Here is a 24,450-nt window from a genome sequence, read left to right on the forward strand (position 1 = left end):
AATAATGGCTCAAAAAAATAGTTTTTATTCTAGTAAGGACAATGCACACGTTGTCCTTACTTAAATACCATTTTTTTATAAAATACTAATCAAGTCTAGGAATAGAAATTAAATAAACTACTCATTCCGAAATAATAAGTCATTGTTATTCAATGTATTAAATTCGTAATTGTTCCCTAGGTATTCAAAACTCAATTTTTAGATTTTTTAGTTGTCTTACTTTATGGATTTTTCCATCAGCAGCTTTTCGTTTTACTCCGACGGCTTTTACAGTAAGATAATCTCCAGTTTTTGGTAATTGCCAAAATGGAAGTGATGTATCTGTTGAAAAAACAGACTCTCTTATTTTGCTTGAAAAAATAACTTTATCAGCTCTGTATAATTTTACTTCAAAAAAATCAGCCTTATAGTTGTTTTCATGTGCTAGAAACTCATTTTCAAAATTACCTAAAGAAAACTGGATTGCTACATAAGAAGGAAGCCTACTAATTCTACTCTCTACTATTTTATCTTTACGATAAGAAAACAAAACTACTTTAGGGATTGGAAAAGGTTTTAATCTAAAATATTTTGTGGCTATTTTATCGCCATAAAAATAAAGTTCAAGCGTTACTTTTTCTGCGTGTAGTTTTGGGGAAATAGAAAATATGTATGGCAATTCTTTATTCTGTTCGACTTTTGCATGTGCTGAAACGACCAACAAACCCAAATAATCGCCTTCTATTTCTGGAATAATTATCTCAACTCTGTTTTCACAACCTTTATACAGATAATTTAATGTCCCTTTTTCTAAAATAATAGAATATTCATTATATGTTTGAGCAAACAAAGCCTTTGAGCTTAGAGTAAAAAATAAGACAATAAATAAAGCTAACTTGTTCATAATAAATCAATTTTCTAATTCAAAAGGTAGATTAAAAATTTCTATTCCTACTGATACATTTTCTACTTGATTCTGAAAATTCATGCGTTGTACTCTCTTTACCTCTACAAATAATCGCCAATTTTCATTGGGTTCTGCTTGTATCATTTTTGTATAATGACTTATTGCCTCTTCGGTAGGTGTTATTTCTTCTGTAAATAAATCGCTAACAATAACTTCTTTATTTCTGACTAATGTAACACTAAAATCGCTCACTCTATAACGTGCATCTTCTGGAAGTTGGTCTTTAAAATCTGTATCTGCAATAACATCTATGAGTATTTTCTTTGGAAAGGATTTCAAACTTTTATGAAAATATCTAATTCTAATCTTAGGTTTTGGAATCATCTGAACACCAAATATTTGTTGTTTAATAAATTTGCCTCTATAAAAAATATCTAAAGTTACCTTTGCGCTATTTGGGATAATAATTATTTTATCAAAATTCTTTTCTATCAATAACTTCCCACCTGTTATTTTATAAGTCAATTCATCAGAGTTCATACTTTTAGCCAATGAAAAACTAATATCATTTCCACATTTCAAATAAAGAGCTTGAAATTTTTGATTGCTCTGAATGTGTACATCTACTTTGTTTGTAAAGTTTTGAGCAATTATTTTGAGAGGAAATAAAAGCAAGAGAACAACTAATTTTTTCATAGACTTAATTTTCGTGATAATTTTAGGTTAGAACGGAGTATTTATGGTTTTCTTATATCAAAAAAGCACTTACATAATCAAATGCAAGTGCTTTTTAGTTTGGTAACTATGAGTTTTTCAACAACACCATGAAGAGTATCTGAATTCATTTGCTGGTCTTAAGTAGTTGCTCATAACAATTTTGTTATTTTTGATTTTCTCTTATTAATAATGCTATTTTAATTAAGAGGGTGCAAAATTTATAGTATATTCTTTTTCTTTTCCAAACTGAGCTAATATATCTAAAACAGCCTTTTGGAGCGTTTTCACATTTGTCCAAGCTGCTATATCTAACCAATAATGCTTAATATGTTTCCACAACATTTCAATATAATTTAAGTCTGAACAATAAGAAGGAAGGAATTGAATAAATACATTTTTTTCTTTCCACTTTTTTATTGCTTTATCTACTTTATGATTGCTGTGAGAGGTCGCTCTATCTAAAATCAAGAGTATTTTCTGCCCTTTTGCTCGTTTTTCAATAAAATTATTTACACAAGCAATAAACGTATCTGCATCCATAGATTGATAGAATTCATAAAATTCGCTTTCATTATTAGTTCGCATAAATCCTAAGATATTTGCTCCTCTAGCACGGTTGGCAGGTAAAAATACTTTTTTAAGCGTCTCCAAAGTCTTTTCTTGCCAACCATACATACTATTAGGATTTAGATGAAAACTACTCTCATCACTAAACCACACTTCTACCTCTCCCTTTTCTTCTTCTTTTAACCACCAGTCAAGCTCTTTCTTAAAAAAGTCGTGCATCCACTCATCTCGTTGAGATTTTAGCGATTTTTGTATTCGTCTCCAACTCCACTTTTTTTTTTAAGAAAACGTTTTAGAATAGAAGGATTAGTTTCAATTTGATGTTCTTTTTTCAATAAAACAACGGTTCTTTTTAAATTTTGAGGTGTTTGTTTTACAGCTTCTAAAATAATTTCTGCATTTTCAGTAGCTAAACTACTTTGAGAATGAGCCATGTTTTTATCTAAAAGCCCCAAACAGCCCATTGATTCGTACCTATCAAACCAACTTTTTATACTATTTTCACTCACATCAAATTGTGCTGAAAGCTCCTTAATAGTAAACTTATGTTTGGAACTCAAACAAATTGAACTAAATCGTTTACGTTCTCTTGGTAAGAGTTTTACATCACTACTAGATAAATAACGACGAAGTTCCTGTTCTTGAAAAATACTTAGGGGAGCTATAAAACGCATCAGAAATATAAAATTGTGTTTTTTGAAATAAAAAATCAAATCTAACAAAATTGTAGCATATAACTACTTAAAAACTTATTTATAAACTTCATTATAATAACGAATGAGTTTCAATAAATCCTCTCTATTACGTAATTTGTTATTGTGGTCTATTAAATAAAGCTCCATGACTTCCTTTTTATTGCCAAAAAGATTCATTATTGCTTCTCGTTCTTCTTCTACATCAACTACATTGCCTTCATTATTTAATAGAAAATAATCATCTTCTTGTACAACATAACTACCTCCATTTGTCCAACCTCCCCACATATAAGGCGAATAATAACCTGCTTGTTTGACAACAAAATTTTCTCTACAAAGAAGCGTAATTTTTCCTTCTGTCAAAAGTTCGAAGAAATAAAGAACTCTATAATCATCTTTGGTAACCTGTGGTAAAGCATAAAAATAACGAACTCGTTTTTGCAATTCATCCTCAATCCAAAACTGTTCTACTTGAGAAGCATTGTAAGAACGTAATTTATTATCAGTAGTTCGAATAGTAATATTATTTTGGTCTAAATCATATCGAATACTCCCTTTAATACTTTCCTCTGTAAATAAATATACTTCGCCTTTGTGCCAATATTCTTTCGAAAAATTTTGTGCAACAACCGTTGTACCTACAATTATTTGCAAAACTCCTACAAAAATAGATACATAAAATAGCTTCTTCATGAATTAAAGTGTCAATAAAAAATACAATTTCCTAAAAATAATTTATAGAACTAATCTAGTGTATCAGTAAACTACAACTATACCAATTAGTTGATAAACAATAAGAAAAGAAAGCTGTTTTATTAAAATAAAATAAATAACTTCTAGGCTCTTCCATGTAAACGGTCAAGGCAGTGCATAAGTTTAGAAAGCAAATCTTCCTTTTCTTCCTCACTAAAATCATATAATAAACGTCTGTTTGCATTCTCTCTCAAAGGAGCTACTTTTGCAATCGCATCTCTTCCTTTGCGTGTCAAAACTAATACTTTTCTACGTTTATCTTTTGGGTCTTTGTCTTGTGTAATCAATCCTTTATCTGCCAAAATTTGTAATAAATTTGTAATATTAGGACGAGAAACGTTCAAAGCCTCTGCAATATCAGAAGCTAAAATACCACCTTCTTGAATACGCTCTTCAGCATAAGGAATATTTGTATCACCTTGTACATATAGAAGAACCATCCATTGTTGAGTTGTCAGACCAATAATATTTGTAAGGCTAGAACCTTTTTTGAGCATTTGTGCAGCAAGTTCCATTATTGCTAATACAATCGATTCATTGTTTGTTTTCTGAATTGTAGTCATTTTTTTTGGTAGTAATTTGTTAATAATTAATTTACACGTTTTTTTTACGGTAAACAAAACTTATTTGCAAAAATAACGTTTCTATCTGTATAAGCTATAAATACAATCAAAAAATTCAAAAAAATATAGTTTTAGTGAAAAAAAATTTAAAAGTAACTATATTGCCTAATAAAAAATGACCACAAAATTTTATTAATTTACTCTTCAAAAAGTAATTAATCTGACTAATGGTCATTTTTTAATCTTTTTTTGCTGTTTTTAATAGACCATAAATACATTTTTTCTTAGTCTATGGAGATTAAAAATAACATAAGCAATGGCAAGAGTAGTTACAGCAACTTTATTTCTTGTTCACTCCTATAAAATACACAAAACACTCACAAACAACATTTTTCATTAAATTTTATCTGTTTACATTACATTTTTTACAGATGCCTGTTGTATATTTGAGTAAAAGAGATTCGGAAAGACTAAAACGAACAAAATCATCAAAATTACCTATAAAAAATAAAATAGATAATGTTGATAAAAATAATTGTAATACAAAAGAGTCTTTCCCCCCTTTAAAAAGAAATTATAATTACCTAGCTAATCAATTAGCTATCGGAATACAAACTGTCATGCAGCATTCTTTTCAACGTATTTTAGAACGAGTTTTGGAAGGCATTCGCTCTTGGGGCGAAGGCGTTTCGGCACATCATTTCCATCCTTCTTACGATAAAAGTAATATGGAAGCTCTTTTTCATCCCAAAACCATTGCTGTTATTGGGGCAAGTAAAAAAGAAGGTTCTTTAGGAAAACGACTGTTCGAAAACCTAACACTTTTAGATTACAAAGGAGAAGTATTTCCTGTCAATCCAAAATATGAAGAAATCAATGGCTCAGTTTGTTATGATGAAATCAAAGATATAGAAGAGTTTATCGACTTAGCTATCATCATTACACCTGCCAAAACAGTTGCTGATATTATACAAGAATGTGGAGAAGCGAATGTAAAAAATGCGCTTATTCTATCAACAGGTTTTAGAGAAACAGGTGAAAAAGGTGAAGAGTTTGAAGCTGAAATTCTGCTAGAAGCTAGAAAATCAGGTGTACGTGTCATTGGTACAAATTCTATTGGTTTTATCCGTCCTCACCTCAATCTTTTTGCTACCTTTTCCAACCAACGACCAAAAGAGGGAAGTATTGGTTTTATTTCTCAAAGTGGAGCCATGGGAGAAGGTGTTTTGGACTGGGGAAATAGCCAAAATGTAGGTTTTAGTGCCTTTGTTTCGATTGGTGGAATGATTGATATAAGTTGGGGGGATGTAATCCACTATCTTGGCGACGACCCACGAACAAAAGCGATTGTTTTGTATATGGAAACAATCAATTATGCTCGTTCTTTCTTATCGGCTGCTAAGGAAGTTTCGTATTCGAAGCCTATTATTGTACTCAAAACAGGAAAAAGACAACAATTAGAAAATGATGCTTCTAGTCAAGCTGTTTCTCCAATTCGTTTCGAAGTAGATGAAGATTTGATTTTTAATGCTGCTTTTCGTCGTTCGGGAATGCTTCGTGTGGATACAATGGCAGAGGTATTTTTTATGGTAGAAGTAATTTCGAAACAGCCACGTCCAAAAGGAAAACATCTTGCTATTCTGACTAATGCCAATGCTCCTGCACAGCTTGCAACAACAATGCTTATGAAAGGTGGAGGACAATTAGCTACTCTTTCAGAAAAAACAATCGAATCTTTATCAGAATTTTTACCCAAAAGTTGGGAATATGAAAATCCATTAGATTTACATCAGTTTGCTACACCTGAACTCTATGAAAAAGCAACTGAAATTTTATTAGAAGACAAAAATGTAGATGGTCTTTTGGTAATTCTTGCACCACAAGCAGTCAGTAAATCTACCGAAACAGCAAAAAATTTATTGCGCTTTGCTTCTTTAAAGAAAAAACCGTTGCTAGTCAGTTGGATGGGAGGAGATACCACAAAAGAAGGGCGAAAATTACTTTCAAAAGCAGGTGTTCCTAACTTTCAATATCCTGATGCAGCAGCACATATTTTCAATTATTTGTGGAAGTATGCCTACAACTTAAAAGGAATTTATCAAACGCCTCGTATTTCGGATTCAATGAAAAAGAACCCTCCGAATAGAGCAGCAGTCACTGAAATTATAGCCAAAGCAAGAATAGAAAACCGTACAATCTTGACAGAATGGGAAGCAAAACTCATTTTGGCAGCTTATAATTTGCCGATTATTGATACTCGCTTGGCTCTTTCAGAAGATGAAGCATGGCAGCAAGCTGCAGCTATTGCCAAGCCTGTTGTTTTGAAGGTTCATTCACGTTCTATTATCAATAAAAGCGAAGTAGGTGGAGTTCGTTTGTTTTTAAAAGACGAACAAGCAGTAAGACAAGCCTACCAAGAAATAAAGAAAAATATTGAAGAAAGAGTGAGCAAAGAGGAGTTTTTGGGTGTAACAGTTCAAGAAATGAACACCCACGATTCTATCGAAATGCTGATGGGAAGTAGAGTGGATGTACAATTTGGTTCGATTATCTTTTTTGGAAATGGTGGAAAATCATTACAATATTATCAAGATAGGGCTGTTGCGTTGCCTCCTCTTAATGCGACTTTGGCAAGACGAGCTATCGAACAAACGACAATTTATAAAAACTTAGTCAATACAGATGATTTGCATGAGCCTACTTTGATGCTTTTAGAGCAATCCATGGTTCGTTTTAGTCAGTTGATTATTGAGCAGCCATTTATTAAAGAAATTTATCTCAATCCTATTTCTGTTTCTCGTACAGATGGAGTTTCTATTTTGGATGCTGTCATGATTTTACAACCTAATGATGTAAAAGATGACCAACTTATTCGTTTGGCAATTCGTCCTTACCCTTCTGAATATGAAGGTAAATGGAGTCTTCCCAAAAGCAATCAAGAGGTTTTGTTTCGTCCTATACGTCCAGAAGATGAGCCTGCTTTATCTCAATTTCATAAAAAGCTTTCTCCTCAAAGTGTTTATTTTAGATTCTTTCATGCTGTTAGTCTTGACCAAAGAACATCTCACGAACGCCTTTCAAGAATTTGTTTTGCTGATTATGATAGACAAATTACCCTTATCATAGAAAAAGAAAAAGAAGCAGGTACAAGAAACGAAATCATAGGAGCGATTCGAATAATAAAAGTTCATGGAACAAAAGAAGCCGAATTTGGAATGACTATCGTCGATGGTTATCAAGGTGAGGGACTAGGATTTGAGCTTTTGAAAAGAGCCGTAGAAGTTTGTCGTAGTGAAGGAATTGAATTATTGACAGCCGATATTTTGTCAGAAAATCAAGCTATGAGAAAAATATGTAAAAAATTAGGTTTTGTAATGGACTATAATGCTGATGAAGGAACTGTAAAGGCTTCTCTTTATATTCAGAATGTTTTTGATAATGAGGAAGATAAGTATGATGACGAGGAAGAATAGTTTTTGTTCTCATTATATCTGTTACGAGGATATAATCCATGGTGTTTTTTTGGTAATCATTAATCTAATTTTAAATATCTTTATCGTTGCTTGTGTTCCATGAGCGACTTCATAATAAATTTATGCAACATCAATATTTCATTTCTGCTATCGGAACTAATAGTGGAAAAACATTTATTAGTGCTATTTTGGTAGAAGCTCTAAAAGCTCATTATTGGAAACCTATTCAAGCAGGTTTGCCAAAAGATACTGACCAAGTAAAAGAATTAATTTCAAATAAAAAAAGTATTTTTTTAGAAGAACGTTTTTGTCTAACTGCACCTATGTCGCCACATGCTGCTGCAAAGATTGATAAAGTAGAAATAAACCTTTCAGATTTTGAATTACCAAAAGAAAGTAAGGATAAAAATCTCATTGTAGAAGGAGCAGGAGGTTTGTTTGTTCCTATTAATTACGGACAAAATGGCAAAGCAGATTATGTAATTGATTTAATTGAAAAACTAAATTTGCCTCTTATTTTGGTTTGTAATCTGTATTTGGGAAGCATAAATCACTCTATTTTGAGCCTAGAAGCTATTAAAAACCGAAATATAAATCTGAAAGGAATTATTTTTAATGGAGAATCAAATTCCGAATCAGAACAAATTATTGAAGATTATATAATTCATAATCTAAACTCTAAAGTTCTGTTGAGAATAAGACAAGAAAATGAAATTACAAAAGAGATTGTAAAAAAATATGCTGCTCAAATTGTTTTTAATTTATGATGGGGAATTGAAATTAAATAACATACTCATTTAAAAACAACAAATTGTTGATATTCAGCGTGTTACATTCGTGATGTTTAATTTGTAATTGTTCCTATGGTATCTTTACTTTTTAGAAAAAAGTAATATAATCAAAGACAAAACTTTACGTCTCCAAATACAATTATATTTTGCTGACTTTATAAATTGCTTTCCAGTAATTAGTTAAGATTAGCAATTTTTTTTTATTGCTTTTTTTTATTGCTTTTCAAGTCTTATCTTTGAAGTATATTCAACATTAAAAAACCTTAATCCAATCAATACATTTATGGCAACTTATGATTTATTAGTAATCGGTTCAGGACCTGGAGGTTATGTAGCTGCAATTCGTGCTTCTCAACTCGGAATGAAAGTAGGTGTTATCGAAAAAGAATCTCTTGGTGGAATCTGTCTAAATTGGGGCTGTATTCCTACGAAAGCACTTTTGAAGTCAGCACAAGTATTCGAATATGTTCAACATGCAAAAGAATATGGCATTGAAGTAGGTGATTCGAAAGTAAATTTTGGCGATATGATTGGTCGTAGCCGAAATGTAGCTGGTGGAATGAGCAAAGGAATTGAATTTTTATTCAAAAAGAATAAAATTGAAAAAATAATGGGTTTCGGAAAACTAGCTGGAAAAGGCAAAGTAGAAGTAACCAAAGAAGACGGCAAAAAAGAAACTTACGAAGCCAAAAACATAATTCTTGCAACAGGTGGACGTGCAAGAGAACTCCCAAACCTTCCTATTGATGGCAAAAAAATAATCGAATATCGTAAAGCCATGTCTTTAGAAAAACAACCTAAAAAAATGGTGGTTGTAGGTTCTGGAGCTATCGGAGTAGAGTTTGCCTATCTTTATAATTCTATCGGAACAGAAGTAACTGTTGTAGAATTTATGGACAGAATTGTTCCTGTTGAAGATAAAGATGTTTCAAAAGAACTAGAAAGGCAATACAAGAAAAAAGGAATAAAAGTAATGACTTCTTCAGAAGTAACAAAAGTAGATACATCTGGAACAGGTTGCAAAGTAACTGTCAAAACCAAAAAAGGCGAAGAAATCATCGAATGTGATGTAGTTCTTTCGGCTGTTGGTGTAGCTACAAATTTAGAAGGAATTGGTCTTGAAAGCACAGGCGTAAAGACTGAAAAAGGAAAAGTAATCGTTGATGATTTCTACAAAACTTCGGTTGATGGAGTTTATGCGATTGGCGATATTGTACATGGTCCTGCTCTTGCACACGTAGCAAGTGCAGAAGGAATTATTTGTGTAGAGAAAATGGCAGGACATCATCCAGAGCCATTAAACTACGGAAATATACCAGGATGTACATATTGTATTCCTGAAATTGCATCAGTTGGAATGACAGAAGAACAAGCAAAAGAAGCAGGTTATGAAGTCAAAGTTGGTAAATTTCCATTCTCTGCATCTGGAAAAGCAAGTGCAGCAGGTGCAAAAGAAGGTTTTGTAAAAGTAATCTTTGACGCAAAATATGGCGAATGGTTAGGCGCACACATGATAGGTGCAAATGTAACCGAAATGATTGCAGAAGCCGTAGTAGCAAGAAAATTAGAAACAACAGGAATGGAAATCGTAAAATCTGTCCATCCTCACCCAACCATGTCAGAAGCTGTGATGGAAGCAGCAGCAGCAGCGTATGGAGAAGTGATTCATATATAGAAATTTGAATTTCTGTGCTATATAGTAAACCCTAAGAGTCTCTGAAGACCCTTAGGGTTTTTTCATGCTTTTGATATTTTTTGTGTCTTTTTCAAAAAAATGAGATTGTAGAAATATGGAAACTCGTTAGAAATTTCATCTACTAGAAAAATGAAGTTCTAAAAATTCTATTTCTACCACTCAAAAACTACTGATTATGAAAACTCAAAAACAAATTCTACTTCTCGCTTTTCTAGCTGCCTTTTTAGGTCTTTTTTCATCTTGTTCTAATCAAAAAACAGCTTCAAACAGTAATCTAATGACTGATTCTACTGTTTTGGCTATTTCTGATAAAGATGAAGAAGTGATTGATGTTCCACTTACAAATATTCCCACGCCTATCTCACCAGAGGAAATAATAGAGGTAGAAAATGACATGGAATTAGATGAGAATATTGAACTAAAAATAGAAGATGTCGAAATAGAAATCGACAATATTGTAACTGATGTAACAGCGATAGAAGCTCCTAGAAAAGACGAATTAAAAAATACCAACACCGAAAACTACCAAAAATTAGCAGAAAATAAATTTATTCAACCCAAAAATCAAGCTCTTTCTACTTTTTCGATTGATGTTGATAATGCTTCTTATACTACTGCTCGTCGTTTTATTCAGTCCGGACAGCTCCCAAACCCTAATTCAGTTCGTATTGAAGAGTTTATAAATTACTTTGATTACGATTATCCACAACCAAAAAACGATCTTCCTTTTTCTATAAATACAGAAATTTCGGTTGCGCCTTGGAATACAAAACACAAATTAGTTCATATCGGAATTCAAGGAAAAGAATTGGATTACAAAAATTTATCGGCTTCTAATCTTGTCTTTTTGATTGATGCTTCGGGTTCGATGGAAGACCCAAACAAACTTCCTCTTTTACGTTCTTCTTTGAAAATGCTTTTGGGAGAAATGAATGAAAAAGACCGTATTTCGATTGTTGCTTATGCTGGTGCTGCTGGTTTGGTTTTGCCTTCTACTTCGGTAAAAGAAAAAGCTAAAATCTTGAATGCTTTAGAAAATGTTTCGGCAGGTGGAAGTACGGCAGGAGGAGCAGGAATAACGTTAGCTTACAAAATTGCACAAGAAAATTTTATCAAAAATGGAAATAATAGAGTGATTTTGTGTACTGATGGAGATTTTAATGTAGGTGTTAATTCGGCTGGCGACCTTGTAAAACTTATCGAAACAAAACGAGATGATGATATTTTCTTGACTGTTTGTGGTTTTGGAATGGGAAATTATCAAGACCATCAAATGGAAGAGTTGAGTAATGCAGGAAATGGAAATTATTTTTACATCGATAATATTCAAGAGGCAAAAAAAGTATTTGTTACGCAAATGAGAGCGACTTTATTTACGATTGCAAAAGATGTCAAGATTCAAATTGAATTTAATCCTACAAAAGTAGCTGCTTACCGTCTTATCGGTTATGAAAACAGAATGCTCAAAAAAGAAGATTTTGATGATGACAAAAAAGATGCTGGAGAACTTGGCGCAGGACATACAGTAACAGCATTGTACGAAATTATTCCTGTTGGTGTAAAAAGTGAATTTTTGACTTCGGTAGATGATTTGCGTTATCAAAATAACTCTAAAATAAGTACAAATTATACAGCTGTGGCTTCTTCTGATGAGCTTTTGAACTTAAAATTACGCTACAAAAAGCCTGATGAAACCAAAAGTAAATTGATTGTAAGTCCATTAAAAGATGAAAATATAGCTTTATCCAAAACTTCGGATAATTTTCGTTTTTCGGCTGCTGTGGCAAGTTTTGGAATGATTTTGAGAAATTCTGAATATAAATCAAATTCTTCGTATCAGCAAATAATAGAACTAGGAAAAAATGCAAAAGGAAAAGATACAGAAGGTTATAGAACTGAATTTTTGAATTTGGTAGAAAGTTGTATGTTGATGAGTAAGTGATTTTTTAGCCTTTGCTGTTATACATTCTGTTTTTTTACGTACTAATTTTATACAACTCTCGTTTTAGAGTTCAAAATAACTTATTTCAATTTAAAAAAAATGATTATGAAAAAGCTACTTTTTGTTTTCCTACTGTTCTTTTATACTACTTCTAGCTTTTCACAAGGCTTTGAAGACGAACCAAACTCTGAGTTTGGAAACTCAAAAGAAGAACTCATTTATTCAGACCAAACCATTTCACAACTCAAATATATTGTAGATTCTTTGAATTTGAAATATGCTATTTGTGATTTGAATAAAACATATTTGAGTAATTATCAAGCAAAAGCAAACTTTGTAACTGTAGAGAGAGGAAACTTTGAAAAAATGAAACAAGATATGGATTCAAATATTTCGTATTCCGATTTTATCAAAAAATATGCTGCAAAAGAGGGTTTATTGGTAAAATATAGCTACAAAGATTATCAAGATAATGATAGAATCAAATTTGCTACAATGGGCTTAGGAGAAGAACGAACCAATAGTATTGTTTTTGAAGAAGAACTAGAGAATTATGAAGGCGAAAATCTAAAAAATAGAAAATGGATTTATAAACACTATTCAAAAACGGATTATGACAAAGAAAGTATTTCTGCATTTTATATCGTAAATACTAATGGAGCAGTTCCGCTCAAAGAAAAATATGCCAAAATGATTCAGTATGCCGATTGTATGGTTGATACAACAGAGCAGATTTTTTATGACAAAGCGTATGAAAGTGGCGTTCGTTATAATAATACAGGCAATTCGAAGGTAGAAGAGTTTTTAGAATATATAGCTAAAGAAACAAACGAACCAAAGTATGAAGACTACGAAGATTATAAAGATTTTTATAAAATGGATAGTATTTGGTCTTCTTTATTAGTAGAAAATATTAAAAAACTAAGAAGTAAAGATTCAAAATTTGATAATTTATTGACAGAAGCTGTTGAGGAAGCCAAAAAAGAGGGAGGTTCGAATGAGGATTTTGAATATTATGTAGGAAAATATCATTCTAAAGCAGCCGAACTAGAATTGAAACGAGGTCGTAGAGTAATTGGTGGTTGTAGTCAAGATTTATCGCCTCGTTATCACGCTTTGAGTATTGCCAAACTTTCTGCCGAAACTGTCAAGTGGGATATTTTCTTACCAGACTAAACGCACTATAAAATTAATAAAAAAGAGTTAATTTTCGTTCTCACTTTTAATTTTTTCTCTTTTATGGTCAGTTTAAGCTCTTATTTATCAGAAGTTCCTGATTTTCGTAGGCAAAATAAAAATTACTTGCACAATTTGCAGGATATTTTGCTTTTAAGTGTATGTGCTATTTTTCATGGTGCAGATGGTTATGAAGAAATAGCCGATTTTGGTATTGAGAAAAAGGAATTTTTACAAAATTTTCTACGTTTGCCTAACGGAATTCCTTCCCATGATACTATACGTAGAGTTTTTTTACACTTAGATAGTGCTTTTTTTAATAGTTGTTTTATGGATTGGATTTCAGCTTGCATTAAAGATTTAGGTTTACCTTATCAGCAAATTAGTGTGGATGGAAAAGCTCTTCGGGGTAGTAAAACGGGGATTTATTTAGTTAGTGCTGTTGCTAGTGAACTAGGTTTGAGTTTAGGACAGGTTCAAGTAGAAGAAAAAAGTAATGAAATTACGGCTATTCCAGCTCTTTTAGGAATGCTTTATTTGAAAGGATATGTTGTTTCTTTAGATGCTATGGGAACACAACAAGCGATTGCTCAACAGATTATAGAGAAAGAAGGAGATTATTTTTTAGCCCTAAAAGGAAACCAAAAACATCTTTTAGAGCAAACAGAGCTTACTTTTAAAGTAGAAAAGGCTGATGATATATTTGAGACACAAGATTGGTCAGCAAGTGCTAATCAAGTAGTAGAATATAAAGTAGAGGTAAGTTCAAACTGTAAATGGATAGAAAATCTAGCTAATTGGTTAGGTTTAGTAACTTTAATAAAATTAACTACAAATAGCTCATTACGAGGAGAACATATACGCTATTATATCTCAAGTATTAAAAATTTGAGTGCAAAACAAGCCTATAAATTAGCTAGAGGGCATTGGGCAATAGAAAATAAATTACATTGGCAACTAGACGTTATTTTAAAAGAAGACGAAAAAAGAAACCGAAAAGACAATTCAGTTCATAATTTAGCACTAGTCAGAAAAATAATACTAAATGCTGCTAAAATGTATGAAACTAAACTTAGCACTAAAAAAATGATGAATAAAATTAATTGGAATACAAGCTATGCTGAACAACTTTTTACCAAAATGTTCATTTAATAGTGCGTTTAGTCTGTTTTCTTACGAGCGCATTTGGATATTATGAATGATAGATTTGAGAGAGCATCAGATGGAAGTTATGCGTGGGAAAGGCGACAAACGTATATCAAAGAATTAGAAGTGCTGGATATTAATGTTTTGGATTTACTTTTAGGAATTACATTGAGAACAGAGAATCCTAGTCAGAATCATTATTATGGAAGTATGAGCCGAATAGGAAGAGCATTAGCCGAAACACAAAACCCTGATAAGCTAGAAACCAAAATGTTAGATATGATTGCAGATAATGAATTAGATACATATAATAGAATCTTAATTTATTACCTTTTCACTCATTATAATTACAATTTAAAAGATAAAAATAGAATAAGTACGAATGAGAAAAAATTAGAAGAAGCAATCAAAAAACTCCCAAAAGATATTTATAAAAAAATACAGGAAGATAAAAAATAAACTTTGACCTTTCTGAAACAATGTCAAACAGTATTTTCTTTAGCCTTTTCATACGGATATATTCCATTTTTTCGACGTACTAATTTTGTAGAACTCTCGTTTTAGAGTTGATAAATTATTTCGTTTCTAAAAAAATCAATTATGAAAAGGCTATTTCTTTTATTCTTATTTTTCCCCTCTATTACCTCTGCCTTTGCTCAAGATTTTGAGGAAAAATCACTACTGTATTCAGATACTACTATTTCAAAACTCAACTACATTGTGTAGGTTAATCGCATCTAATTTGGGCGTTTTTTTGATTTTACTTACTTTTAAAAATTAAAAAAAGAAATCATAGTGTACTTGTAGATCAAAAGGCTTGCCTTTAAACTACTAATTTCAAAATTAGAATTTATGAATAATTCAGAGGGTATATAAAAACTATTTTACACAAAAACCTTCGTTTTTTGGTGCGATTAACATTGGAAAATTCTTTAACAAAAGGGTCAATAAAAGTTCGGAAGCAAACAAGGCTTAAAGGTTTACTTTATCTGAATGAAGGTAAAAGTTACCAAGAAGTCAGTACTCTACTAGGAATAAATTATGCAACTGTATCCTCTTGGGGACGCTCTTATAAATCAGATGGACTCAGCAATTCCCAATGTGAATTAAATTAGCAATAAAATGTCTTTTTAAGATTTAATAATCTTAAAAAAGAGCTTTAAACTCTCTTAAATGTTGATTTTTTTAGCTAAAAAAAGAGCAAACTATCATTTTAAAATGGAAATCGTGTTACATTGGGAATTGCTGAGATGGACTTACTTTTTTAGATGAACGCCTAAGAAGTGATAGTCCTATTAAATTTGATGGTGAAGCAAGAGCAAAAATAACAGCTTTAGTGTGTAGTGATGCTCTTGAAGGGTATTCTCAATGGTCTTTACGTTTATTAGCAGACCGTGTAGTTGAGTTGCAATTAGTTGAATATATTTCTTATTCCTATGGATAATGGATAGGATTAATACTAAAAAAAACGAATTACAGCCCCATAAAAAAAGACAATGGTGCATTAGGAGCTTGACAGCAGAGTTTTTATGTCGGATGGAGATAATTCTTCGATTATATCTTTTGCATTACAATTCACTTGTTCCAGTCATTTGTTTTGATGAGCATCCTTGCTTTTTAATAGGCGATACGGTTATTGTCTGCTACTTATCCAAATGCAGAAAAAATTTGTGTGGTTTTAGATAACCTTAATACACATACACCGAATTCATTTTATGAAGTATTTGATGCACAAACAGCTCAAAATTTAACACAAAGATTTGAATTTATTTATCACCAAAATCTGCTATTTAGTTAAATATGGTAGAGATAGAATTTTCTGCTTTATCAAGACAATGTTGTAAAAAGAAGAATTTCTTCAATCAATCAACTTACAAAAGAAGTAATGAGTTATTTTGAACAACGAATGGAAAATAAAATTTTGATAAATTGGCAATTCTCTTGTGAAATAGCTAGAAACAAGCTAAATACACATTATGAAAAGGTCAATAGGAAGAAATGATATTTTAATGTATATTTCTTCTTACGTATTGCTTAGTGATAATACAATTATTTTTCATACTAAATTTGCAGTTCCTGATATGAGAAATAGTATGTTTGGAGGGTTATATATTCCTTCCATAATATGGGATTGTGATTAAAAAAAATAAAAGAGTTTGAGCCTCAAGAAGAAGGAATGTGGCGTGATCCTTTATACATATTATGTAAATAAGCGTATGAATGATACAAGGAAAGTATTAGAACACGGAAAAATTCTTATTTATCCTCAAATAGTAAGGTAAAACATTCCTACCAAACAAAAAATTGCTTCAGTAGCAGTTGTGAGCATCCCCACCAATAACAAAAAGACATATCATACTACAATACCACTAAAATTTTGTTTGGTTATTACTTTGTTATTGTTTTTGAAACAGAATTTGATTATTATGCACACTCAAATACTATTCAATTTATGATTTTTGATACAGACCCAGATTTATACGAACGTTTTATGCATGCTGATAGAATTATCAAGGATAATAAAATTGGTGATGCTGTAAAGGAACTGCAACAAATTCTTAGAGAAGACCCTACTTTTGGTAGAGCTTATAATCATTTAGGATGGATTTATCACAACAAATATCAAGATTTCAAAAATGCTGAAGAGTGTTATAAATTAGCCTTGTTACATTCGCCTGATTATCCTCCTGTTTATTATAATTATGCTGTTTTGCTTTCCTCTACAAAAGCATTTGATGAGCTGAAAAAGTTATTAAGTAAAGCAGTAGAGTTTGAAGGAATTAATTTAGGTACAATCCATAATGAATATGGAATTATGTACGAGATAGAAGGACACTATTCGAAAGCAATCGAATCGTATAACGAAAGTATAAAACATCTTTTTGATACAAATCAAATCGAACAACGTTTGGCTTCTATTGAAAGATGTAAACGAAAAAGTGGAATCTTTGGTGGTTCGCATGTTTCAGATAGATAATAAATAAATAGGTCGCTCGTGAAGACACAAGCAACAGTAAATTTTATAATTCACAATTTATAATTCACAACTCTAAAAAGTTATGGCAGCAGAAGATTCAAACGACCCTGTAAATGGAGGGAGTGGCACAGTTGTTCCGACAAATACAAGTGTCAATAAAATAGAAAAAACAAACGTTGATAAACTACAAGACTTCATCAAATATGTCGAAGAGCGTGTCGTGGATTTGACAAACCTAGAAATCAAAACGATTGTAGGCGATTTTGATGTTGATGTAAACGAAAAAGTTTCTTTACGAAGAGATAATGATTACAAACTAATGAATAGTCGTATCAATTTGATTGATGGAGATATTACAACACACATTAGCAAAGAGCTAGTAAGTGATGAATATGAGTGGATGCGTAATTTTCACGCTCACAAAGAAGAAAAAGGACACGAAATTATTCAAGGAAATATACAAGCCATTGCTTCTTTGATAGACCTTTTTAGAGAGCTTAGTCGTGAAGACAAATAAAAATGATTAATTATAAATCAATTTATTCTATTTTAATCATTCATAAGGGCAGTACTTTTCTATGAAAAAGGATTTTATTAAAAACTTGGCAGATGACCTTTTACGTTTAGAAGTAAACACTATCGTAAAAGACCAATTATTGTGTATCAAACCTCGTTCGCACCGTTGGGAACTCTACGATATTGCTAGTACTTATCGTGAGTTGTTGGTTTCTTATACTGTTTCGGTTATTAATCCTCAAATGGGTGAAAGTTCCGACAATCAAGGAGAAATGCGAAAAGAATTCAAAAACTTAAATGCAGGTCTGAATTCTTTTTTAGAAATTCAGCATTTTGCAGAAATAAAACGAGATGAATTTAAGCAAGAATTAGAACGTGTTCATCTGACTGATTTGGAAACAGATATACTCAACGAAAGAGTAATGCTTTGTGAGCGTATCATAAGACAGTGCCAACAGATAATTGATATCTTCTTAGACTTACAAAATAACTCAAACGACCCTATTGAAAGTGATAATGATTTTTCTGTTATGCGTCTGAATCATTTGGAAGATTTAAAACTCAATCCGAGCCAAATTTCTATTATCCGAAAAGCAAATGAAATCGGAACACAACGTGTTCTGCTCCAAACTGTCGTTCAAGTAGAAGGAGATATTACATCTTATATTACGACACGCTTTTTGCACTTTCCAGAACGAGAACAAAAAATGATTAAAGAAGTACATGAATCTTCTATTATGACTTCTATCAGAATGTGGCAGTATTTATTTCAAGCTGTTTCTAGGCTGGCAGGAACTGTATTTACTGGTGTAACAGGAAAACAAGTCAATACTGGAACGGCTGATAACTTAACAAGCAAACCAAAAAGAATTGGATAAAAACAGTACGTAGTAATCAGTTAATTTCTATTCTAAAGTAAGAATTTAGATTTACTAAAAGTACACTTCTAACTTGATTATCATAACTCCAACTTCTAAAATTGACTACTATAATTCTAACTTCATAAAACCTAACTTCTAAATTGGCTACTTGGAAAATAATCTTAAAAAACTTTTGGGTTCAATTTAAAAGATGGCTAGACATTCGTTTGGGTTATATTTCTGCTGCTCCACGTCTTATTCTTTACTTCATTGAAATCTTGAAACATGGAGCTTATACCATTGATACAGAATTTGAATATGTATTAGAAGATGGCATAAATACAGAAAAATTTATTATGCGAACACTCATCGAATTAGATGGTGATGTTACTAATTTTGTTCCTGATCCCACAAAATATAAAGGAGAAGATTGGTTTTGTTGTTTTGAAGATGCTTTTAAATTGCATTCAGAAAACATCAAGTTTTTCTTTATGAAGTTAGAAGAAAGTGCCACTTTTTGGGCATTTATGACTACTCTTCCTTTGCTAATTGCTGTCAATTATCGTTTGTTAGAAGATATTTGGAGATTTATCACAACAGGACATTTTTCTGATAAACTACAAGACCAAGTTTTGGAAATCGGTATTTTTGTTGCCTCTGCTATTCTCTTACCTCAACTTATCAAACTTCTCATTCCTCGTCTTTTGGCTCTAGTGTTAAAACGAGTTGAAAAATATTTAGCAGAGGAAGAAGAGAAAAAGTAACTTTTTTAATTCTATGAAAACGATATTTATTTTTTTATTTTTTTTCCTGTTTAGTCTTTCGTTACAGGCTCAAAACATTCCTATTTCGGATAGTTTGATAAGAAAAATAAGTTTTTCGCAAATGGAAAATTATGATGAGAACTATGAGATAATGCTACAATTATCAAAGGAAGTCATCACATATACGAACAACAAAAAAGATTCAATATTTGGAAATATCTCTGTTTTTTATGCCAATTTTGACGAAGATGAAGATATTGAATTGATTGCTTTTTTTGGACGAATAGTAGAATCTAACTTTCTTGTATTTGATAAAATTGATAATCAATGGTTTTTGATTTACAGAGAAGAAATTGGTTTAGATACAAATCGTGAACTTTTTTATGGCATTAGTCCGACTGAGAACACTCCTTTAGTTTGGGTAAAATATCATGATGGACATGGAAGTGGAGTATATTCTGATAGGTACTTTTTCTATAAATTCACACAAAAAGGATTCAAAAAAGTTCTCTCTCTAGCAGGAGAAAACTGGGTAGTTCCTTTAGCATCTTATACTTCATTTAGTTTAGATTTGGAAACCACCTTTGAATGTTATCCAGATGGTGACTTTATTGCACATGTAGGAGGTAAGTACTATCTTCCATATGATTTTGATAAAAAAGGAAATAGCACAAAGTTAATTCTGTTTAGAAGATGGATACAGGTTATTTTCAAATGGGACGAAGAAAAACAAGAATATTTTCCTTCTTTTAGAGATTATAACAAATTAAGTGAAGAACAAAAAGAATTTATACTCTTAAAAAAAGAAGATGCAGAGTTATTCATTGACCTATTCAGAATAGAATTATACGAAATGAGAAAAGACTTATCTGAAAGAGAATTAGAAGTTTTAGACGAATGGATAAATAATGTTATGGAAAGATCTAAATCAAAGAAATAACAAATCGACCCAAAAATGGATTATTACAAAAAATCTAAATCCTAATTCATTCATTTGTAATGACTCATCAAAAACTCCCAAAATCATTTTATACTCGTTCTGATGTGGTTCAGATTGCTAGAGAGCTTTTAGGAAAGTATTTAGTAACTGATATAAACAACAAAATCACAGTCGGAAAAATAGTAGAAACAGAAGCCTATTGTGGTGCAATGGATAAAGCCTGTCATGCACATTTGAATAAAAAAACAGAACGCACCAAAATTATGTTTGAGCAGGGTGGTGTTGCTTATGTTTATTTGGTTTATGGAATGTATAAACTTTTCAATATCGTAACCAATGAATACGGAAAAGCTGATGCTGTTTTGATTCGTGCCATTGAACCTATTGAAGGAATAGAAACGATGCTCAAACGTCGAAAAATGGAACAAATCAAAGATAAAACAGGAAACCTAAAACTAAAAAGAAACCTAACAGCAGGTCCAGGGATACTATCTATTGCTATGGGAATAGAGCTTTCAGATTATGGAAACGATTTGACAGAAAACCGTATTTGGATAGAAGATAGAAGCAAAAATATAGAGGAAAATCAAATAATTACTTCTGCTCGTGTTAATATTGATTATGCAGAGGAAGATAAAGAGTTACCTTGGCGTTTCAGAATCAAGGATAATAAATGGACAAGTCCTGCAAAATAAACTTAGAAATTAGATTTAAAAACTCAGAAGTAATATCATTTGAGGTAAAAGACATGCCTTTTACTAAAAAATAAAAACCAAAATATCATGAAAAAATCTTTTCAAAACTGGTATCAGAAATACAAAAAATATCTTTATGTAGAACCATTGATGTACGGAACAATGATTTTGATTATCATCATCAGTATAATCCTAATAAAGATATTTAAGAACTAGAAAAATGATAATCTATAAAACTCTACCTCATAAAATTTGTAAGTTAAAAATAATCAATTTCTATTTATAAATAATGGCAAATCTAAAAACATACCTTTCTGCTTTTTTTTCTATTTTATTTCCTGAGAGCTGTTTATCTTGTAATGGAGTAATAGAACAAGGAGAAACAGATATTTGCTCAGTCTGTCGGTTTAACTTTCCAAGGACTGACTCTCATTTAGATGACAAGAATATAGTTGCTCAAAAGTTTTGGGGAAGAGTAAAGCTAAAATATGCTATATCATATCTATTTTTTAAGAAGGAAAGTAATGTACAAAATCTATTACACGAACTAAAATATAATAAGCAACCCCAAATAGGAGAGATTTTAGGAAACTGGTATGCACAAGAATTACTAGATAATAATTTTTATAAACATTTTGATATTATAATTCCTGTTCCAATGCACCCTAAAAAACAAAAACAGAGGGGATATAATCAAAGTGCTTGTTTTGGACAGGGGTTGTCTGAAGTTTGGCAAATTCCACAACTAGAAAATGGAATAAAAAAAGTATTAAATACCATTTCTCAAACCAAAAAATCAAGAGAAGAAAGGTATAAAAACATGAAATTAGGTTTCGAAATTTCAGACCTAGAAGCAGTAAAAGGAAAAAATATCCTGTTGGTAGATGATGTAATCACAACAGGTGCAACTCTAGAAGCTTGTGCCACTCTACTCTTAGAAAATGGAGCAAAAACAGTTAGTATTGCAACTATTGCAGTGGCACAAAGTTAGTTTTATAGATCACGTTGGAATATATACCTCGTTTCTACTTATCAAAATAGTAACCCAAAAAAAAGCCTTTATAACTACTTAGTTACAAAGGCTTGTAATTTTTGTTTCCAACACAAATACATTTTATTATGTATCTGTCCATATAAGGACGGGCGATGACCTACTCTCCCACGAATAGCGCAGTACCATCGGCGCAATAGGGCTTAACGGCTCTGTTCGGAATGGAAAGACGTGTACCCCTATGCTATAATCACCCTTTTTCTTCTGTAAATACATACAGTCGTATGTATCTACCAATTTCTTAAAAAGTTCTTTAACAAAGTAAGGTGTATAGTACATTCTAAAAACTACGACTGCTTGTTTGCATATCAAACAGCCTACACTAACAAAAGACTACTGAGAAATTAGTATTGCTCAGCTCCATTTATTTCTAAACTTCCACCTGCAACCTATCTACGTCATCATCTATAACGTCTCTTAAGGGAAATCTCATCTTGAAGTCAGTTTCGCACTTAGATGCTTTCAGTGCTTATCTGTTCCAAACGTGGCTACTCAGCTATGCAGTTAGCACCACAACTGATATACCAGAGGTTTGTCCAACTCGGTCCTCTCGTACTAAAGTCAGATCTTCGCAAATTTCCTACGCCCACAACAGATAGAGACCGAACTGTCTCACGACGTTCTGAACCCAGCTCGCGTGCCACTTTAATGGGCGAACAGCCCAACCCTTGGGACCTTCTCCAGCCCCAGGATGTGACGAGCCGACATCGAGGTGCCAAACCTCCCCGTCGATATGAGCTCTTGGGGGAGATCAGCCTGTTATCCCCGGAGTACCTTTTATCCTTTGAGCGACGGCCTTTCCACACAGAACCGCCGGATCACTATGCCCTACTTTCGTACCTGCTCGACCTGTTTGTCTTGCAGTCAAGCTTCCTTATGCCATTACACGCTACATACGATTACCAACCGTATTGAGGAAACCTTGGGAAGCCTCCGTTACACTTTCGGAGGCGACCACCCCAGTCAAACTACCCACCACGCACCGTCCCTTTATTCAAGGTTAGATGACAAATACAGAAAGGGTGGTATTTCAACAATGACTCCAACACGCCTAGCGACGCACCTTCAAAGTCTCCCACCTATCCTACACATTCTGTATTCAACAACTATGCGAAGCTATAGTAAAGGTTCACGGGGTCTTTTCGTCCCGTTGCGGGTAATCGGCATCTTCACCGATACTTCAATTTCACCGGAATCATGGTTGAGACAGTGTCCAAGTCGTTACACCATTCGTGCAGGTCGGAACTTACCCGACAAGGAATTTCGCTACCTTAGGACCGTTATAGTTACGGCCGCCGTTTACTTGGGCTTCGATTCAAACCTTCGGATTACTCCTAAGCTCCCCTCTTAACCTTCAAGCACCGGGCAGGTGTCAGGCATTATACTTCATCTTACGATTTCGCAATGCCCTGTGTTTTTGTTAAACAGTCGCTTGGACCTTTTTATTGCAGCCGCTTATATCGCTATAAGACGGCACCCCTTCTCCCGAAGTTACAGGGTAAATTTGCCTAGTTCCTTAACCATGAATCTTCCGAGCGCCTCAGGATTCTCTCCTTGACTACCTGTGTCGGTTTGCGGTACGGGCTACTTAAATTAACGCTAACGAGGATTTTCTTGGAAGCTATTATGTAGATTATCAACGCCCCCGAAGGTTTGTCGTACTATTGCCTAATCCAATCTCTAGCGGATTTACCTACTAAAAACCTTTGCGTTTCGGCTTTAACGTCCATTTCTGTCAGAACGCACTACATTATTTACTCCGTCTCCCCTAGCAATTTAAGCGAGGTACAGAAATATTAATCTGTTTGCCATCGGAATCGCCCTTCGGCTTATCCTTAGGTCCCGACTAAACCTGAAACGATTAGCGTTGTTCAGGAAACCTTAGTCTATCGGCGAGGGGGTTTCTCACCCCCTTTATCGTTACTCATTCCTACATTTGCTTTTCTAAACGCTCCACTTTCATTCACAATCCAGCTTCGACGCATTCAGAATGCTCTTCTACCACTATATATTCAAAAACATATAGTCCATAGCTTCGGTAATAGATTTATGCCCGTGTATTATCGACGCCCAATCACTCGACCAGTGAGCTGTTACGCACTCTTTAAATGAATGGCTGCTTCCAAGCCAACATCCTGGCTGTCTCCGTAATCGGACCACCTTAGGTCAACTTAATCTATATTTGGGGACCTTAGCTGATGGTCTGGGTTCTTTCCCTCTCGGACTGCGACCTTAGCACCAC

At 32.7% G+C, this 24,450-nt stretch carries 23 protein-coding genes and 2 rRNA genes (1 of these 25 running past the window's edge); 17 read left to right on the top strand and 8 right to left on the bottom strand.

What is annotated here, in order from left to right; translation table 11 throughout:
* Positions 1 to 184: 184 nt before the first annotated feature.
* The 6 genes from ACE193_RS12490 to ACE193_RS12515 all read right to left on the bottom strand — a co-directional run bounded on the left by ACE193_RS12490 (position 185) and on the right by ACE193_RS12515 (position 4,181).
* Complete coding sequence (locus ACE193_RS12490) at positions 185 to 883, bottom strand: hypothetical protein (RefSeq protein ID WP_375563323.1); 699 nt, start codon at positions 881 to 883, stop codon at positions 185 to 187.
* A 6-nt stretch (positions 884 to 889) separates the two neighbouring features.
* Positions 890 to 1,582: a GldM family protein gene (locus ACE193_RS12495; RefSeq protein WP_375563324.1), complete on the bottom strand. Its 693-nt coding sequence runs from the start codon at positions 1,580 to 1,582 to the stop codon at positions 890 to 892.
* 222 nt (positions 1,583 to 1,804) lie between these two features.
* Positions 1,805 to 2,389: an IS630 family transposase gene (locus ACE193_RS12500; RefSeq protein WP_375558686.1), complete on the bottom strand. Its 585-nt coding sequence runs from the start codon at positions 2,387 to 2,389 to the stop codon at positions 1,805 to 1,807.
* A 20-nt stretch (positions 2,390 to 2,409) separates the two neighbouring features.
* Complete coding sequence (locus ACE193_RS12505; protein ID WP_375558687.1) at positions 2,410 to 2,844, bottom strand: hypothetical protein; 435 nt, start codon at positions 2,842 to 2,844, stop codon at positions 2,410 to 2,412.
* Positions 2,845 to 2,919: 75 nt separating this feature from the next.
* Entirely contained in the window at positions 2,920 to 3,558 is a 639-nt protein-coding gene (locus ACE193_RS12510; protein WP_375563325.1) for a hypothetical protein, read from the bottom strand.
* Positions 3,559 to 3,701: 143 nt separating this feature from the next.
* Positions 3,702 to 4,181, bottom strand: a complete 480-nt coding sequence (locus tag ACE193_RS12515) for a MarR family winged helix-turn-helix transcriptional regulator (RefSeq protein WP_375563326.1) — start codon at positions 4,179 to 4,181, stop codon at positions 3,702 to 3,704.
* Positions 4,182 to 4,612: 431 nt separating this feature from the next.
* Between ACE193_RS12515 and ACE193_RS12520 the strand changes: the two genes are divergently transcribed.
* The 17 genes from ACE193_RS12520 (at position 4,613) to ACE193_RS12600 (ending at position 22,148) form a co-directional block, all read left to right on the top strand.
* Entirely contained in the window at positions 4,613 to 7,654 is a 3,042-nt protein-coding gene (locus ACE193_RS12520) for a bifunctional acetate--CoA ligase family protein/GNAT family N-acetyltransferase (protein WP_375563327.1), read from the top strand.
* Between the two features lie 122 nt (positions 7,655 to 7,776).
* Entirely contained in the window at positions 7,777 to 8,421 is a 645-nt protein-coding gene (gene bioD / locus ACE193_RS12525; protein ID WP_375563328.1) for a dethiobiotin synthase, read from the top strand.
* A gap of 307 nt (positions 8,422 to 8,728) precedes the next feature.
* Positions 8,729 to 10,120, top strand: a complete 1,392-nt coding sequence (gene lpdA / locus ACE193_RS12530; protein WP_375563329.1) for a dihydrolipoyl dehydrogenase — start codon at positions 8,729 to 8,731, stop codon at positions 10,118 to 10,120.
* 196 nt (positions 10,121 to 10,316) lie between these two features.
* Positions 10,317 to 12,083: a von Willebrand factor type A domain-containing protein gene (locus tag ACE193_RS12535; protein WP_375563330.1), complete on the top strand. Its 1,767-nt coding sequence runs from the start codon at positions 10,317 to 10,319 to the stop codon at positions 12,081 to 12,083.
* A gap of 105 nt (positions 12,084 to 12,188) precedes the next feature.
* Entirely contained in the window at positions 12,189 to 13,259 is a 1,071-nt protein-coding gene (locus ACE193_RS12540; protein WP_375563331.1) for a hypothetical protein, read from the top strand.
* 63 nt (positions 13,260 to 13,322) lie between these two features.
* Positions 13,323 to 14,411 (top strand): ISAs1 family transposase, encoded by a 1,089-nt coding sequence (locus ACE193_RS12545; RefSeq protein ID WP_375558711.1) that lies wholly within the window; start codon positions 13,323 to 13,325, stop codon positions 14,409 to 14,411.
* Between the two features lie 42 nt (positions 14,412 to 14,453).
* Positions 14,454 to 14,864, top strand: a complete 411-nt coding sequence (locus ACE193_RS12550; protein WP_375558584.1) for a hypothetical protein — start codon at positions 14,454 to 14,456, stop codon at positions 14,862 to 14,864.
* A 449-nt stretch (positions 14,865 to 15,313) separates the two neighbouring features.
* On the top strand, positions 15,314 to 15,520 hold the full coding sequence (locus tag ACE193_RS12555) for a helix-turn-helix domain-containing protein (protein WP_375563356.1): 207 nt from the start codon (positions 15,314 to 15,316) through the stop codon (positions 15,518 to 15,520).
* 861 nt (positions 15,521 to 16,381) lie between these two features.
* Positions 16,382 to 16,546 (top strand): hypothetical protein, encoded by a 165-nt coding sequence (locus ACE193_RS12560; protein ID WP_375558585.1) that lies wholly within the window; start codon positions 16,382 to 16,384, stop codon positions 16,544 to 16,546.
* Between the two features lie 236 nt (positions 16,547 to 16,782).
* Positions 16,783 to 17,382 (top strand): hypothetical protein, encoded by a 600-nt coding sequence (locus tag ACE193_RS12565; RefSeq protein WP_375558586.1) that lies wholly within the window; start codon positions 16,783 to 16,785, stop codon positions 17,380 to 17,382.
* 82 nt (positions 17,383 to 17,464) lie between these two features.
* Positions 17,465 to 17,899, top strand: coding sequence for a hypothetical protein (locus ACE193_RS12570; protein WP_375558587.1), 435 nt, complete (start codon positions 17,465 to 17,467; stop codon positions 17,897 to 17,899).
* Between the two features lie 61 nt (positions 17,900 to 17,960).
* Positions 17,961 to 18,776 (top strand): hypothetical protein, encoded by an 816-nt coding sequence (locus ACE193_RS12575; RefSeq protein ID WP_375558588.1) that lies wholly within the window; start codon positions 17,961 to 17,963, stop codon positions 18,774 to 18,776.
* A 143-nt stretch (positions 18,777 to 18,919) separates the two neighbouring features.
* Positions 18,920 to 19,522: a hypothetical protein gene (locus ACE193_RS12580; RefSeq protein ID WP_375558589.1), complete on the top strand. Its 603-nt coding sequence runs from the start codon at positions 18,920 to 18,922 to the stop codon at positions 19,520 to 19,522.
* A 13-nt stretch (positions 19,523 to 19,535) separates the two neighbouring features.
* A complete protein-coding gene (locus ACE193_RS12585) occupies positions 19,536 to 20,462 on the top strand; it encodes a hypothetical protein (protein ID WP_375558590.1) in 927 nt (308 codons plus the stop codon).
* Between the two features lie 59 nt (positions 20,463 to 20,521).
* Positions 20,522 to 21,157 carry a DNA-3-methyladenine glycosylase gene (locus tag ACE193_RS12590; RefSeq protein WP_375558591.1) on the top strand — a complete coding sequence of 212 codons (636 nt, stop codon included), beginning with the start codon at positions 20,522 to 20,524 and terminating at the stop codon, positions 21,155 to 21,157.
* An 87-nt stretch (positions 21,158 to 21,244) separates the two neighbouring features.
* Entirely contained in the window at positions 21,245 to 21,373 is a 129-nt protein-coding gene (locus ACE193_RS12595) for a hypothetical protein (RefSeq protein WP_375558592.1), read from the top strand.
* 73 nt (positions 21,374 to 21,446) lie between these two features.
* Positions 21,447 to 22,148: a ComF family protein gene (locus ACE193_RS12600; protein ID WP_375558593.1), complete on the top strand. Its 702-nt coding sequence runs from the start codon at positions 21,447 to 21,449 to the stop codon at positions 22,146 to 22,148.
* 147 nt (positions 22,149 to 22,295) lie between these two features.
* Here the strand turns inward: ACE193_RS12600 and rrf are convergent.
* Positions 22,296 to 22,406 (bottom strand): 5S ribosomal RNA (rrf, locus tag ACE193_RS12605).
* Positions 22,407 to 22,531: 125 nt separating this feature from the next.
* Positions 22,532 to 24,450: ribosomal RNA gene (locus ACE193_RS12610) — 23S ribosomal RNA — on the bottom strand (it continues 970 nt past the right edge of the window).

Origin of the sequence: Bernardetia aquimarina (genome assembly GCF_042180575.1) — a bacterium.
In the GTDB taxonomy this organism is placed as follows: Bacteria; Bacteroidota; Bacteroidia; order Cytophagales; family Bernardetiaceae; genus Bernardetia.